Source organism: Jeotgalibacillus marinus (assembly GCF_040801915.1).
Classification (GTDB): Bacteria; Bacillota; Bacilli; order Bacillales; family Jeotgalibacillaceae; genus Jeotgalibacillus; species Jeotgalibacillus marinus.
Map to the genome: position 1 here is coordinate 396,571 of NZ_JBFMIA010000001.1, position 14,833 is coordinate 411,403.

Annotated in this window: 13 protein-coding genes and 1 tRNA gene; 1 reads left to right on the forward strand and 13 read right to left on the reverse strand. The window is 39.8% G+C overall.

The features are described 5' to 3' along the window. Positions 1–5: 5 nt before the first annotated feature. From hemA to AB1471_RS02110, 6 genes are all read right to left on the reverse strand, one after another. The gene (gene hemA / locus AB1471_RS02085) at positions 6–1,361 is read right to left on the reverse strand and encodes a glutamyl-tRNA reductase (RefSeq protein ID WP_367777891.1); all 1,356 of its coding nucleotides are present in this window, start codon (positions 1,359–1,361) and stop codon (positions 6–8) included. 395 nt (positions 1,362–1,756) lie between these two features. Continuing rightward, entirely contained in the window at positions 1,757–2,344 is a 588-nt protein-coding gene (yihA, locus tag AB1471_RS02090; protein WP_367777893.1) for a ribosome biogenesis GTP-binding protein YihA/YsxC, read from the reverse strand. Then, positions 2,341–4,665, reverse strand: a complete 2,325-nt coding sequence (gene lon / locus AB1471_RS02095) for an endopeptidase La (RefSeq protein ID WP_367777894.1) — start codon at positions 4,663–4,665, stop codon at positions 2,341–2,343. The genes yihA and lon overlap by 4 nt, the downstream gene beginning before the upstream one ends. A 200-nt stretch (positions 4,666–4,865) precedes the next feature. Beyond that, entirely contained in the window at positions 4,866–6,137 is a 1,272-nt protein-coding gene (gene clpX, locus AB1471_RS02100) for an ATP-dependent protease ATP-binding subunit ClpX (RefSeq protein WP_367777895.1), read from the reverse strand. Between the two features lie 256 nt (positions 6,138–6,393). Then, positions 6,394–7,683: a trigger factor gene (gene tig, locus AB1471_RS02105; RefSeq protein ID WP_367777896.1), complete on the reverse strand. Its 1,290-nt coding sequence runs from the start codon at positions 7,681–7,683 to the stop codon at positions 6,394–6,396. Between the two features lie 157 nt (positions 7,684–7,840). Further along, on the reverse strand, positions 7,841–8,806 hold the full coding sequence (locus AB1471_RS02110) for a tetratricopeptide repeat protein (protein WP_367777897.1): 966 nt from the start codon (positions 8,804–8,806) through the stop codon (positions 7,841–7,843). 286 nt (positions 8,807–9,092) lie between these two features. Between AB1471_RS02110 and AB1471_RS02115 the strand changes: the two genes are divergently transcribed. Continuing rightward, complete coding sequence (locus AB1471_RS02115) at positions 9,093–9,581, forward strand: hypothetical protein (RefSeq protein ID WP_367777898.1); 489 nt, start codon at positions 9,093–9,095, stop codon at positions 9,579–9,581. 173 nt (positions 9,582–9,754) lie between these two features. On the opposite strand, the gene AB1471_RS02120 is transcribed toward AB1471_RS02115, so the two are convergent. From AB1471_RS02120 to racE, 7 genes are all read right to left on the reverse strand, one after another. Further along, positions 9,755–10,885: a right-handed parallel beta-helix repeat-containing protein gene (locus AB1471_RS02120; protein WP_367777899.1), complete on the reverse strand. Its 1,131-nt coding sequence runs from the start codon at positions 10,883–10,885 to the stop codon at positions 9,755–9,757. Positions 10,886–10,942: 57 nt separating this feature from the next. Then, positions 10,943–11,197, reverse strand: a complete 255-nt coding sequence (locus AB1471_RS02125) for a hypothetical protein (protein ID WP_367777900.1) — start codon at positions 11,195–11,197, stop codon at positions 10,943–10,945. Between the two features lie 512 nt (positions 11,198–11,709). Further along, positions 11,710–11,783 (reverse strand) — tRNA-Arg (locus tag AB1471_RS02130). 178 nt (positions 11,784–11,961) lie between these two features. Continuing rightward, a complete protein-coding gene (locus AB1471_RS02135) occupies positions 11,962–12,465 on the reverse strand; it encodes a metallophosphoesterase (protein ID WP_367777901.1) in 504 nt (167 codons plus the stop codon). 8 nt (positions 12,466–12,473) lie between these two features. Further along, complete coding sequence (locus AB1471_RS02140; protein ID WP_367777903.1) at positions 12,474–13,070, reverse strand: XTP/dITP diphosphatase; 597 nt, start codon at positions 13,068–13,070, stop codon at positions 12,474–12,476. Then, the gene (gene rph / locus AB1471_RS02145) at positions 13,067–13,828 is read right to left on the reverse strand and encodes a ribonuclease PH (RefSeq protein ID WP_367777904.1); all 762 of its coding nucleotides are present in this window, start codon (positions 13,826–13,828) and stop codon (positions 13,067–13,069) included. Before rph ends, AB1471_RS02140 begins: the two co-directional genes overlap by 4 nt. Positions 13,829–14,008: 180 nt before the next feature. Continuing rightward, positions 14,009–14,821 carry a glutamate racemase gene (gene racE / locus AB1471_RS02150; RefSeq protein ID WP_367777905.1) on the reverse strand — a complete coding sequence of 271 codons (813 nt, stop codon included), beginning with the start codon at positions 14,819–14,821 and terminating at the stop codon, positions 14,009–14,011. Between the last annotated feature and the right edge of the window lie 12 nt (positions 14,822–14,833).

Consider the following 14,833-nt stretch of genomic DNA (forward strand, 5'->3'; position numbering starts at 1 on the left):
CCCACTTAAGGCTGCAAGGAAAGCTCAGGTTGGCGCTTGGTAGTCCAGTCAATTTCTTCCGTTGACACTTCAGAAGCTTGGAGTGAACCTTTTGCTTGCTCTTCAAGATTGAAGATTTTCATAAATAGCTCAAGCTTTTCTTCTCCATCTGGTAAAGCAGCCAATTCCTTCACCTGCAAGATCGGATCCTTTAGCAGCTGGTTAATAATACTTTTCGTATGCTTATTCAACACTTTACGTTCACGGTCTGACAAGTTCGGCATTTTGCGTTCAATGCTTTGCATCGTCTCAGCTTGTACAGCTAATGCTTTGTCGCGGAGGGATGAGATAATAGGGACAACGCCGAGCATGTTCAACCACTCTTTGAAGTTCACAATCGTTTCTTCTACCATGATTTCAATCACTTCAGCTGCTTGTTTTCGCTCAGCTAAATTCGCCTGAACGATCCCTTCTAGGTCATCAATATCATAAAGAAATACATTATCAAGCTCATTGATCGAAGGATCTAGATCACGTGGAACCGCTATGTCCACCATAAAAAATGGACGACCTTTTCTCATTCCCTCAACGTGAGTCATCATTTCTTTATCGATGAGTGCATCTTTTGAACCAGTAGATGTTATTAAAATATCTGCTTCCACAAGAGCACATTGAAGTTCGCGCATTTGTTTCGCTTTGCCTTCAAATTTTGCTGCAAGTGTTTGTGCTTTTTTAAACGTACGGTTAATGACCGTAATCTTCGTTGCACCGCTACCTTGAAGGTTTTGAATCGCAAGTTCCCCCATCTTCCCTGCTCCGAGAATAAGGACATGCTTTTTATTTAAATCTCCAAAAATCTTTTTCGCAAGCTCAACAGCAGCGTAAGAGACAGAAACCGCATTGGAGGCGATATCCGTTTCTGAATGTGCTTTTTTAGCAAGCGTGATGGATTGCTTAAATAATTCATTGAATACTGTGCCAGTTGCACCGACTTCTTGCGCGGTTAAGAAGCTCTTACGTATTTGTCCAAGGATTTGCGTTTCTCCTACAATCATCGAGTCAAGTCCGCAGCTTACTTTAAATAAGTGTTCCATCGCACCATCTTTTTCATATGCGAATAAATAAGGGCTAAACTCTTCTTTATCTAAACCAAACCAATTGGCTAAAAAATCTTTAATATAATAACGACCTGTATGAAGCTGATCCACGACTGCATAAATTTCCGTGCGATTACACGTTGATACAATCACGTTTTCCAGTATGCTTTTTTTCGTCTGAAGCGACGCCATCGCATGCTTAAGATCTGCTTCCTGGAAAGAAAGACGTTCTCTTATCTCAACAGGGGCCGTTTTGTAATTCAATCCTACCACTAGTATGTGCATGTTTTGAAAGACACCCCCACTAATTCATCATTTACACTATTATACCACGTCATGAAACGTGTCATAACAACAATTGTGAACATCCATTGAACCCCTATTCGACTTCAATGGTCACGTTTTCACATAGTATTCGAGAATCCGCTCGAATCGCACTACGATACGACAATCACATCCTAATCTAGAGTAACAAACTGCTAGTCCTGTTTCAACTGCCTTGCTTGGTTTCCACAAAATGACTCCATGTTGTTATTATTGCCTGTTACAGGAGAAAAGAAACCTTATAAAATCAAATTAAATCAACATATCTGTGTAAACTTCACAAAAGTTATCTAACCAAAAAACCTGTGATCTTCTCTATCTGGATGAGATCACAGGTTCTTTCATTTCTCTATTAGTTAGTCATTCATTTTTTCAGTAATAAACGCCCATGCATCATCTTTCCCAATGCCTGTTTCAGAAGAGAACATAATTAAACCATCCCCATCTTCAATTTGCATCGCTCGACGTGTTATGCTCATGTGCTTTTGCCATTTCCCTTTTGGAATCTTGTCCGCTTTAGTCGCGACAACTAAGCATGGGATGTCAAAATGCTTCAGGAAATCGTACATCATTATGTCATCTTTTGTTGGAGGATGACGCAGGTCTACGATAAGTACAACTGCTTTTAAAGGACCACGATCGGTCATATACGTCTCAATCATTTTGCCCCAAGCAGCTCGTTCAGATTTAGATACTTTAGCATATCCATAACCTGGCACATCAACAAAATAGAGCGCTTCATTTAACAAGTAAAAATTTAATGTCTGCGTTTTACCTGGTTTTGATGAAATTCGTGCCAATGATTTGCGGTTAATCATTTTGTTGATAAACGAAGATTTACCTACATTAGAACGTCCAGCAAGAGCGAACTCAGGGAGTTCACCCTCTGGATATTGTTCAGACTTTACTGCACTAATAATGATTTCTGATTGTGTTATTTTCATGATTTTTCTCCTACTAATGCGCGTTCAAGAACCTCATCTACATGAGAAACTGAAACAAACGTTAATTCATTTCGTACACTTTCTGGTATATCATCAATATCCCGCTCATTATCTTTTGGAATAATAATAGTGGTTAAACCTGCTCGGTGTGCACTTAATGTTTTTTCTTTTAAGCCGCCGATTGGCAAGACTCTTCCACGCAACGTAACCTCACCTGTCATCCCAATTTCTCGTTTGATTGGGCGATTTGTTAAGGCTGATACTAACGCAGTCACGATCGTAATCCCTGCTGAAGGTCCATCTTTCGGCACTGCTCCTTCTGGTACGTGAATATGGATATCATATGATTCGTGGAACTGTTCTTTCAAATCCCACTCGCGCGCTTTTGAACGAACATATGAAAAAGCTGTTTGTGCAGATTCCTTCATCACATCACCAAGCTTACCTGTTAATACGAGTTTTCCTTTACCTGGTGTTAATGAAACTTCTATCTGAAGTGTATCCCCACCAACTGTTGTGTATGCAAGGCCTGTTGCTACACCAATTTGGTCCTCTGATTCTGCTTGACCATAACGGAATTTCCATTTACCTAGAAAGTCTGTCAAGCTGTTGGGTGTTACAATAACACGTTTTTTCTCACCGCTAACAATGATTTTGGCCGTTTTACGGCAAATTTTTGCCAATTGACGTTCTAAGCCACGTACACCTGCTTCACGTGTATGATAACGAACGACCTCTCGAATTGCTTCATCTCTTAATTGAAGTTTACTTTTCGTTAGTCCATGCTCTTTAATCTGTTTTGGAAGCAAATGAGTTTTCGCAATGTTAATCTTTTCTATTTCTGTGTATCCTGGAATCGTGATAATTTCCATGCGGTCAAGCAGAGGTCCAGGAATCGTTGACAAGTTGTTTGCTGTTGCAATAAACAAAACCTTTGATAGGTCGTAAGGTTCCTCAATGTAATGATCGCTAAATGCATTATTTTGCTGAGGATCAAGTACCTCTAGCATAGCTGCAGATGGATCGCCTCGGAAGTCGTTTGACATTTTGTCTATCTCGTCTAAAAGAAAAACTGGGTTGATGGTCGTTGCTTTTTTCATCCCTTGAATTATTCGACCGGGCATTGCCCCTACATAGGTTCTACGGTGACCTCGTATTTCTGATTCATCACGAACACCACCTAGCGAAACACGTACGAACTTACGTCCAATAGATTCTGCGATGGAACGTGCCAAACTTGTTTTACCGACACCCGGAGGACCTGCTAAACATAAAATTGGCCCTTTGAGTGATTGAGTTAGTTGCTGCACAGCTAAGTATTCAATCACGCGTTCTTTCACTGTCTCGAGTCCATAATGATCACGGTTTAAGATTTTTTCCGCTCTTTTAATATCTAAATCATCATCAGTTGCTGTTGTCCAAGGAACAGTAATTAACCACTCTAAATAATTGCGAATAACAGAGCTTTCCGCTGATGTAGAAGGGACTTTCTCGTAACGATCGAGTTCTTTCATGGCAATTTCCAAAATAGATTCTGGCATTCCGACCGCTTTAATTCGTTCGGATAAATCAGTGATTTCGCCAGTTTTTCCATCTTTATCACCAAGCTCTTTTTGGATCGCTTTCATTTGCTCACGAAGATAATATTCTTTTTGCGTACGTTCCATTGATTTTTTTACGCGCTGTCCTATTTTTTTCTCAAGGCTTAGTACTTCTTTTTCATTGTTAATGGTTTCAATGACTTGTATTAAGCGTTGCTTGATGTCTGTTGTATTTAAAATTTCTTGCTTTAATTTAATCTTTAATGGCAAATGAGATGCCACAATATCCGCAAGACGACCTGGTTCTTCTATGTCCGTTACGGTATTTAACGTTTCATTTGAAACTTTTTTAGATAATGAAATGTATTGTTCAAAATAATCGGTAAGCGTTCTCATCAGCGCTTCAAGCTCTGGACTTTTGGTTGGTTGGTCTGGTAAAGATTCAATCTCAACTTTGTAAAAAGAATCACCCTCAACGAAGGATGTCATTTTTGCTCGCTCTAACCCTTCAACAAGTACTCGGATCGTACCATTTGGCAATTTGAGCATTTGCTTAACCTTCGTCAATGTTCCAACAGAATATAAATCTTCCTGTTCTGGTTGATCGACCGTCATATCTTTTTGTGTAGAAAGAAAAATAAGGTGTTCTTCCATCATTGCTTGTTCAAGTGCTTGAACAGAGCGATCACGACCAACATCTAAATGCAATACCATTGTTGGATACACTAACAACCCCCTTAGTGGGAGGAGTGGTACGGTATATTTGTTTTTCTCTTCCATAAAACGACACCTCCATTGCATTCAAGCTCGAACGCATTCGTCAAGCTAACTTACTACACGAATGTAAACCATTCGGTCAAATTACTAAGATGTAGTTACTGTACCCTTTTCCGCTATCCTACATCCATTATCCTGCTCATAATGTCAAAAAAAGCTGACTCGATAGATGGTCTAACGAGTCAGCTTCTTCATTTCCTCTGTTAAGCGGATGTTTTTTGTTCATCGGTTGGGCCAATTTTCGTACCGTCTTCTAACACGAGAACTGGACGTTCGTTACGTTCAACCGTCTCTTGCGTGATGATACATTTTTTAATATCATCACGTGATGGTAAATCAAACATCACATCTAGCATAATGCTTTCGATAATTGAACGAAGACCACGTGCACCAGTTTTTCGCTCAATGGCATTACGAGAAATTTCAAGAAGAGCGCCTTCTTCAAATTCAAGGTCGACATCATCTAATTCAAGCATTTTTTTGTATTGCTTAACTAATGCATTTTTAGGTTCAGTCAAAATTGATACAAGTGCTTCTTCGTCAAGCTGCTCAAGTGTAGCTGTAACAGGAAGACGTCCGATAAATTCTGGAATCAGCCCAAATTTCAATAAGTCTTCTGGTACAAGCTTCGCAAGCAATTCTCTTTCTTTCACGTCTGCTTGGTTCGGGTCAGAACCAAAGCCAATCACTTTTTGTCCTAGGCGACGCTTCACGATTTGTTCCACTCCGTCAAACGCCCCGCCACAAATGAACAGGATATTCGTTGTATCAATTTGAATAAATTCTTGATGTGGGTGCTTACGACCACCTTGAGGCGGCACACTCGCTGTTGTTCCTTCAAGAATTTTTAACAATGCTTGTTGAACACCTTCACCTGAAACATCACGAGTAATCGATGGGTTTTCAGATTTACGTGCCACTTTATCAATTTCATCAATGTAGATAATACCTTTTTCAGCACGTTCTACATCATAATCTGCTGATTGAATGAGCTTTAATAAAATGTTTTCAACATCTTCCCCAACATAACCCGCTTCTGTTAATGAAGTCGCATCTGCTATTGCAAATGGTACGTTCAAAATACGCGCTAATGTCTGAGCCAGAAGTGTTTTCCCCGATCCAGTTGGTCCAATTAAGCAAATATTACTTTTTGAAAGTTCAACATCATCGATCTTGCTGTTCGAGTTGATTCGCTTATAATGGTTATATACCGCAACTGATAAGGACTTTTTCGCACGTTCCTGACCAATAACGTACTCATCCAAAATATTTAGAATTTCTTTTGGTTTTGGAACGTCTTTAAATTCAACTTCTTCTTCTGTACCAAGTTCTTCTTCCACAATTTCTGTGCAAAGCTCGATACACTCGTCACAAATATATACACCAGGTCCAGCGACTAGTTTACGAACTTGTTCCTGGGTCTTACCACAAAAAGAACACTTTAATTGTCCTTTCTCATCATTAAATTTAAACATTACTTTCACCCCTTATTTCAAACTCACATCATACGTGTGATGCACGATTGTGGCAAATATTATGCTCAAATCGAACAAAAAACTACCACTGAATGTCTTTGATACGAATTGTAACACAGCAAATCCACAGGCGGAAGAAACACGGATTGAGCAGTACGCTAGTCACTTTTTCGGCAGTATGTACTATGTATGTACTTCTTTCAGGTAGAAAACAAGGCACGAATGGATTTCGCGCCTTGAACTCCCTTACTTACTATTATGCAACAGGCTTGCTATTTTCCACAAGAAAATCAATTGCTTTTTTGATACGTAAATCATTTCCAAGAACTTCCGTCGATCCGCCAAGGGCTGCTTTGATTTGATCAACTGACATGTTGAATTGTTCAGTCATACTGTTAAGCTCATTTTCAACATCTTCATCTGTAACTGTGATGTTTTCAACTTCTGCAATTGCCTCAAGCGTTAGGTTTGTGCGAACACGCTTTCCTGCATCTTCTTTCATTTGTCCACGAAGAGCTGCCTCATCTTGACCGCTAAACTGGAAGTAAAGCTCTAAGTTCATCCCTTGCGATGATAAACGTTGCTCGAATTCTTGAAGCATACGGTCAACTTCAGTTGTTACCATTGCTTCTGGAACATCAATTTCAGCGTTTGTTGATGCTTGCTCAAGAAGTGAATCGCGAAGTGTGCTTTCCGCTTCCGCTTTCTTTTGTTCCTCAAGACGAGTTTTTGTTTTTTCTTTTAGTTCAGCAAGTGTTTCCACTTCTTCATCTGCATCTTTCGCAAATTCATCATCAAGCTCAGGAAGCTCCTTCACTTTGATTTCGTGGATTTTCACTTTGAATACTGCAGGTTTACCAGCAAGTTCTTCTGCATGGTACTCTTCAGGGAATGAAACCTCAACTTCTTTTTCATCGCCAATTGAAAGACCAACTAGTTGCTCTTCAAAGCCTGGGATGAATGACCCTGAGCCAATTTCCAATGTGTAATTCTCTGCTTGGCCACCCTCAAATGCTTCACCATCAACAAAGCCTTCGAAATCAAGTGTCACTGTGTTGCCATTACCTACAGAACCTTCTTCTTTAACAACAAGCTCAGCTTGACGCTCTTGAAGAGTTGCAAGTTCGTTTGTAACGTCCTCATCAGTAACTTCTGTATCTAGTTTTTCCACTTCTAAGCCTTTGTATTCACCTAATTTTACTTCAGGTTTTACTGTCACTTTTGCAGTGAAAATAAGTTCTTTTCCTTTTTCCATTTGCTCTACATCAATTTCAGGACGATCAACTGGTAAGATCCCAGCTTCATCAATTGCACCTGAATACGCTTCTGGAAGAATAAGATCGATCGCGTCTTGATAAAGAGATTCCACTCCAAAACGCTTTTCAAACATTTGGCGAGGCATTTTTCCTTTACGGAATCCAGGGACGTTAATTTTTTTAACGACCTTTTTAAATGCATCATCTAGTCCTTGCTTTACAGTGTCAGCGTCGACTTCTACAGTCAAGACACCAACATTCCCTTCTTGCTTTTCCCATTTTACTGACATATTCAATTCCCTCCAACACATCTATAGTAATATTTAATGGTTTCACGCTAAGTAGCGATGAAGACGTTGATTCTATGATTTTAGGTATCACGAATCCCATTATGCAACCATTTTATTATAACATAGGTTAACTTTCTTTCAACAGCTATACATTACATCATATCATTGAGACATTTTCAAGTATTTCGATTTCTTTAACAATGCCATTCTTTTCTTTTTCGCTCCATTCAATCGCTTCTCCCATATAGCTCTTTGCTAATTGTAGATAAGCTTCGCCAATGACTTTCACGTCTATTTCATCCCATGAAAATGGGTACAACAAAAAAATATGACGTCTTATCAGATCGATTGCAAGTTCGGAAAGAGTCGGATCCACTTGTCCCCCTTCTTTTTGAATCACCTCAGCGACCTCTCTGAATTTTTCGGATTCAAACGGATCAACTAATTGAGCTGGATTCACAACTTCTCTGTGCGTCCATTTCTCGATCGTTACCGTGTCCTGTACCCCTTGCTCGCGAAGAACATTTAACACCATTGTTTTAATAAAGGGATGAGTGTTTTTATCTTGTATGGAGTCTATTAACGATTGCTTGAATGGGTGTACATTTTGTTTCGCTAAATTAGCCACTTGGATCATTTGTTGTTCTAATTTTTCCCCTAACGAAAATGATTGTGTAGGTTGACCTTCGTCTTGCTGCTCATGGCGTTTACTCATTGCTAAAAGGTGTTCAAAGTGAGCCTGTTTATCAGCAGAAATAATTTGCTCGTCAATCACTGTTTCGATCGTTGTGATGATTTGATCATGTTCCTTCAGCTGAAGTAAATTTAATATGTACAGCTCTAGCATTTCCTCATAGTCTCCAAGCCCTTCGAATAGCAAACGCTCACAGATGGTTTTTGACTGCTCCCACTGGCGATCTTCATACAATGCAACAGCAAGGGAAGTTCCTGTAACCGGATCCTCACCGTCAAGCGCGTAGGCTTCTACTAGTAGTTCAATTGCTTCTTTGTGGAGCTGTGATTGCAGCTTTGCAAGCCCTTTTTCTACAAGTCGGTCCTTTAATCCAGGAAACGGAATGACCTTTTGATCTCGTTTTATGTGTTTGTCAGGACGCTTTGTCACCAACATAACCACCCTTCCGCTTTTAATACGTGACCCTGAGTTTAGCATTGTTACTCCTTAAATTCCAAATTAAAAATCCATTCCCACCCTTTCATAAAGTGATACGAACAGCTTTTTTTGCTTGATTCAGTTCCGCATTACACCTATTTGACCTTCTGTTAAAACGCGTAGGCACCTAAGCTCAATACTTTTCTGACATGCATAACGTGTTTTTGATGCTCATATAGATCATATACGCCTTAACATGTATGAAAAAATATCGGATGAAAGAAAGAAGGGGTGTATCATGAAAAACATTGCGGTATGTTGCTTAGCTTCAGCTTTGGCCATTTTTGCACTTTTTTTATTCCCTATAGGACTAGGAAAGATTGCAACAGGAGTTTTTTCTGTTTCCGTTGTGGTGGGCACTAGTCCAGCCTTAATAGCTACTACATTAATAGTTGCGGATATTGTACTTGTTCTGATAGTTATTTCAGTCTTTGTGATTGCACTTTTATTGATTAAGAGGCACACTGATTTATGCCTTGAAAAGCCTGAAAAATTAGGACTATGTTGTTTAGCATCAGCTTTAGCTATATTCACCTTATTTTTATTCCCAATCGGACTATCCATCTTACTTGACAGTGGTGTTCGGGCACTTGGTCAAATAGACGCCAACCTTTCAGTTTTAGTAAATTCAATCACTTTACTAACCATCATCATTATTTCTCTTCTTATTGTCTTATTCACTTTCATCATTTCTGTTCTGTTATTAAGAAAAAAGAGTACGCATTGAGGGAAATAAAAACACCAAAGAAGTGGACATTTTTCTCCAATTCGTTCATTTGAAACTCAGAAAACACATTCTTACTCATACGGGTTTTCACTTAGAACATATAGAAAACCCGAATAAGGACACTTTTTTATAGTGTCCATTATTTGGGTTTTCGTTCAGGGGACATAGTCTGATCAATTACAAATATTAGGTTTGTTACTATTATCACATTTATTCCCTTTGAAATTGTTTGTATCACCATCAAAGATATCGTCATCCACATTACCGAATGCACGGTTAAAGAAAACATCATTCCCGGTAGAATCTGCCGAAAAGAGAATACCTTCAGCCCCATTCACATTAACGGTATTTCCTTTATACAAGTTTCCGTCTGAATCTTCTGTCTTTATACCTTCATTCTCACTAAGAGTAACGGTATTCCCTTTAAACGTGTTGCCGTTTGAATCCTCTAAGCTAAATCCTTCACGATTCTGAGTAAGGGTATTCCTTATAAAGGTGTTACTATTTGAATCTTCTATTTGGATACCTTCAGCCGCACCAAGAGTAACGGTATTCCCTTTAAACACGTTGGTGTTTGAATTATCTTCCAATTGGATACTTTCAGAAGTATTCTCATTAAGGGTATTCCCTTTAAACACGTTGTTTTCTGCAGTTATTAACTTTATACCTTCACGATTCCCAGTAACGATATTCTTTTTCAACATGTTGCTATTTGAATCCTCTAATTGAATACCTTCATCCTCATTAAGAGCAACGGTATTCCCCTCAAACTTGTTGGTGTCTGAATCAGTTAATTTAATACCTTCAGATTCATTATTAGTAACGCTATTCTTTTTAAACACGTTACTATCTGAACCCTCTATGTTAATGGCTTCTTCAGAAGTAAGAGTAACGGTATTCCCTTTAAACATGGTGGTGTCTGAGTCCACTAAGCTAATACCCTGATCATAGTTTTGAATAATAAAATTCTGTACTAACACGCCAGACTGTCCATCAATATCTATGCCTATACCTGATCCTGCCCCATCTAGTATAGGTTCCACTTTCGTCCCAATCAGCTTGATGTCATCTTTATCAATAATGACGTTCTCCAGATAAGGACTACCACTGGCTTTTACTAATATGATATCTCCTGGTTCTGCCACATCGACTGCATCTTGAATCGTGGGTTTATCATCCGGCACCACAATGGTTTTTTCATTTAAAAAAATGATCCCTGCCACAATGACGACACCAACAAGGAGCACCCCAACAAACGTGAGAAGTATAGCCGTCAGTAAAAATTTTTCTTTGGACGTTTTCAACCCTTCACCTCCCTACAATTCGAAAGAATAGTCATACACTACCTTCCAACAGTATTTTCAGCAGTGATGCTTTTTATCTTTCAAACATTTGCATACAAACTTCGCAATAAGAGCGAGTGTAATCGTCGCAAAAATAATCCCGATAATAAGCACGACAATCGCGGAGATGACAACCGCAGCAGTCCATATTTCCCCGAATCCTAATACCAACAATGCGGCGGCGATAATAATGGCGTTCGATAACGCCAACCAACAAAGGGCCGTGCCAACTCCTAGACATGCACAACAATCTTTTTCTTCTTTAACCGTCATAGTTCTTCACCTCATTTTTAATTTTTACTAACACTTACACTTTATGAGAGCAGGCACAAATATGTTCTAAATGATCATACCCATCCCCCCAGAATGGTCCCCCCTGATCTCTAAAATGTTTAACCAAATTGCGGTTGGATCCCGCACGCTTTTCAGAGTTGAATTTACGACCAACCACCGATGAAAAAGTGCGGAGTTTTTTCACAAAAAATAACGCAACCTCGAAAGGCTACGTTACAAACGTTACTTCTTTTTAAACAGGCGATGAATCGGCGGATATTTCGTGTGCCGCTTTAGCTTTGCGCGTTTATGAAGCGGTGGTCTTTTATATCCGCCGTTGGGCGTCTTTCGTTGATCGATCCCTTCCGTTTTGCCATCGGTTTCCTTGAAGTTCAACGCTGTCTAAAAAACGCGTATCGGTGCGTTCCACGTCCATACGAAAAACGCCATGTTTCCGCATTGTCACCGTAAAGGTAACAAAACGCAAACATGGCGTAACTTAATTCGGTTAGCGTCCCAGGAGAGATTCGAACTCCCGACCGACGCCTTAGAAGGGCGTTGCTCTATCCAGCTGAGCTACTGGGACAAGAAATTATGTAATGTATGTATTGTTTGTAAGACAATTATTATTATAATAGTAGAATAACATAAAGTCAACGTTTTTTTATAAATTAGTTGGACATGCGCGAATTCCACGCCTGATTGAATGAAAACGTACGTAGGTTGTCCGCGCATGTGAGAATCCGTTAATGTCTTCTGTTCAATTAAATAGATCCATTCCAAGAGGTGATTTCTTCATGTTTGTCATCATAAAAACACACGTCAACGTTCGAGTCGATGCGTTCCACAATTGCGTATGTAGCTTCTTTTCTACCACGAGGTAATAAAATGCTTCCTGGATTCACAAACAATCGATTTTCGATCACTTCTGCACCTAATGTGTGTGAATGCCCAAAGAAAATAAGATCCGCACCTACCTCGGCTGCTTTGTAATAAATTCGATCAAGCGAAGATTTTATTCCATAAAGATGACCATGTGTCATAAAAACAGTCGTCCCTAAAACCTTCACTACTTTATCATCAGGATAGCTAGAATCGAAATCGCAGTTTCCCCGTACTTTTATAAAGCCATCCATTTCATCTGAATTAAAAGGAAGCTCAGAGTCACCACAATGAAACATAGCGTCTACTTTCCCTTCATATCTCTTTTTTACACCTACGATTCTTTCGGTATCTCCATGGTTATCACTGATTACTAATACTTTCACCGAATCCCTCATTTCGTAAGAGTAGGAAGTAGTTCTGCAAGCTTTATTATCGCTTTTCCTCTGTGGCTGATTGCGCCTTTTTGTCGTTGAGTCATTTGAGCAAGCGTGCATTGCTTGTCTTCAACCCAAAACACAGGGTCATAGCCGAATCCACCGTCGCCCATTCGTTCAGTCGTAATGTTCCCTTCACACTCTCCTGTAAACGTGACAGTTTCTTTATTTGGGCGTGCAACAGCTAAAGTACAATGAAAGCGAGCAGTTCTGGCAGACTTCTTTACACCCTGTAGGTACTTTAACACTTTATCGATATTCGCCTCGTCATTCTTCTCTTCACCTGCGTAGCGAGCAGAATACACGCCTGGTTCACCACCAAGGGCATCTACAATCAAACCACTATCATCTGCAATCGTCATAACGTTGTATTGCTTAGCAATCGTTTCTGCTTTTAGCTTCGCATTTTCTTCAAATGTTGTTCCGGTTTCGTTCACATCAGGTGCATCAGGATAATCAAGGAGCGTTTTCACTGAATAGCCCAGCGGTGAAAAAAGTGTTTCAAATTCTTTCGCTTTTCCTTGGTTGCTTGTTGCAATGAGCACTTGCTTCATGATGATTTTACCTCATCAATTGTTGGGATAAGATTTGCTATCTCACCTAAAGCACTTTGCTGTTTTTGCATAATCAGTTTCATTCCTTGATCTGCAATAGCAAGCATGTCCAGCAATTGTTTGTGTGAAAATGTTGCTTCTTCTCCTGTTCCTTGCAACTCTACAAATTCTCCATTGCCAGTCATGACCATGTTCATATCAACCATTGCAGTGCTATCTTCAGCATAATTCAGATCTAAAATCACTCCATGTTCTTCACTTATCCCAACAGATGTCGCTGCTAAAAAATCGATAATCGGAAATTTCGTCAACGATTTTTCTTTCATTAGTTTAGCAATTGCAAGCGTCATTGCAACAAATGCGCCTGTGATGGATGCTGTTCTTGTTCCGCCATCTGCTTGAATCACATCACAATCAATCCAAACAGTTCGTTCACCTAATGCAGGCAAGTCAACAACCGAGCGTAGTGATCGTCCAATCAAGCGCTGAATCTCCATTGTGCGGCCTTGCACTTTTCCTTTTGTTGATTCACGGATGGTTCGTTGACCTGTCGCACGCGGAAGCATTGAATATTCTGCGGTAATCCACCCTTTACCCTGTCCTCTCATAAATGGCGGTACTCGTTCATCTATACTTGCAGTACATATCACTTTTGTATCCCCAACCGTGATCAACACGGAGCCTTCTGGGTGTTTTAAATAATCTTTTTCAATTGTCATATGGCGAAGCTCTGAAGCTTGTCGTCCATCTACGCGCATCGAAATATCCTCCTTTAACCGCTCTACTATTATGAAGAAGAAGCGGGATCCCTTTTACACAAATTCTTTATTAGTATAACAAACTCTGTAAGGTCTGAAACATATGTACTTGAATTTCATCCATCGGGAAGAGCCACGCCCTTCTATGGCGTGGCTCATTCAATGAAAAAAACCGAGGAATTAGCCCCTCGGCAGTCGGATCGTGTCTATACATAGCGCTTTGTTTTGCAACCATTCCATAGCAACTTGTCCAAAAATAGTTGGTGAGCCTGTTGTGAAGAAGCGGTGTTGCTGCTCTTTTTCTTTTTCATGTCTTTCATTTAGTTCTTGTCGATAGGATAAAATCGCACTAACTTCTCGGGCTGTTTCATCACCCGAACTGATAACGTTAATGGATGATCCCATGTATTGTTCGATAATTGGCTGTAACAACGGATAATGAGTACAACCAAGTATTAATGTATCAATATTGGTGTTTTTTAACGTGGCAAGTGTTTCAGCTACAATCTTTTTCGCCATCGAACCTGCATACTCTCCACTTTCAACCAATGGAACAAATTTTGGACATGCTAGCGGATATGTTCGAATCGAATGTCTAATTTCCTGTAATGCTTCTTCATACGCTTTGCTTTTGATCGTTCCTGCTGTTCCTAAAATGCCAATTTGGTCATTTTTTGTGTGTTTGATTGCCGATCTAGCTCCTGGTGTAATCACACCAATCACCGGTATGTCAAAAGCGGTTTGAATTTCATCAAGTGTAACTGCGGTCGCCGTATTACAAGCAATCACCAGCATTTTAATATTTTGGTTGTATAAAAAACGGGCCATTTCCCATGTATATTGTTTTACCTCTGAACTGGGTCTAGGTCCATAAGGGCAGCGTGCCGTATCACCAAGATACACAATATTTTCATTTGGCAATTGATGCATAATTTCTTTCGCTACCGTCAAGCCTCCAACGCCGGAATCCATGATGCCTATTGCTCTATTCAAAAAAAGCCCCTC

What these genes read in the sequence shown, in the direction of transcription:
- rph (WP_367777904.1), bottom strand. Translation starts at nt 13,828, where the DNA reads ATGCGCGTAGATGGACGACAAGCTTCAGAGCTTCGCCATATGACAATT.
- clpX (WP_367777895.1), bottom strand. Translation starts at nt 6,137, where the DNA reads ATGTTTAAATTTAATGATGAGAAAGGACAATTAAAGTGTTCTTTTTGT.
- AB1471_RS02115 (WP_367777898.1), top strand. Translation starts at nt 9,093, where the DNA reads ATGAAAAACATTGCGGTATGTTGCTTAGCTTCAGCTTTGGCCATTTTT.
- AB1471_RS02140 (WP_367777903.1), bottom strand. Translation starts at nt 13,070, where the DNA reads ATGAAGCAAGTGCTCATTGCAACAAGCAACCAAGGAAAAGCGAAAGAA.
- hemA (WP_367777891.1), bottom strand. Translation starts at nt 1,361, where the DNA reads ATGCACATACTAGTGGTAGGATTGAATTACAAAACGGCCCCTGTTGAG.
- yihA (WP_367777893.1), bottom strand. Translation starts at nt 2,344, where the DNA reads ATGAAAATAACACAATCAGAAATCATTATTAGTGCAGTAAAGTCTGAA.
- tig (WP_367777896.1), bottom strand. Translation starts at nt 7,683, where the DNA reads ATGTCAGTAAAATGGGAAAAGCAAGAAGGGAATGTTGGTGTCTTGACT.
- AB1471_RS02125 (WP_367777900.1), bottom strand. Translation starts at nt 11,197, where the DNA reads ATGACGGTTAAAGAAGAAAAAGATTGTTGTGCATGTCTAGGAGTTGGC.
- lon (WP_367777894.1), bottom strand. Translation starts at nt 4,665, where the DNA reads ATGGAAGAGAAAAACAAATATACCGTACCACTCCTCCCACTAAGGGGG.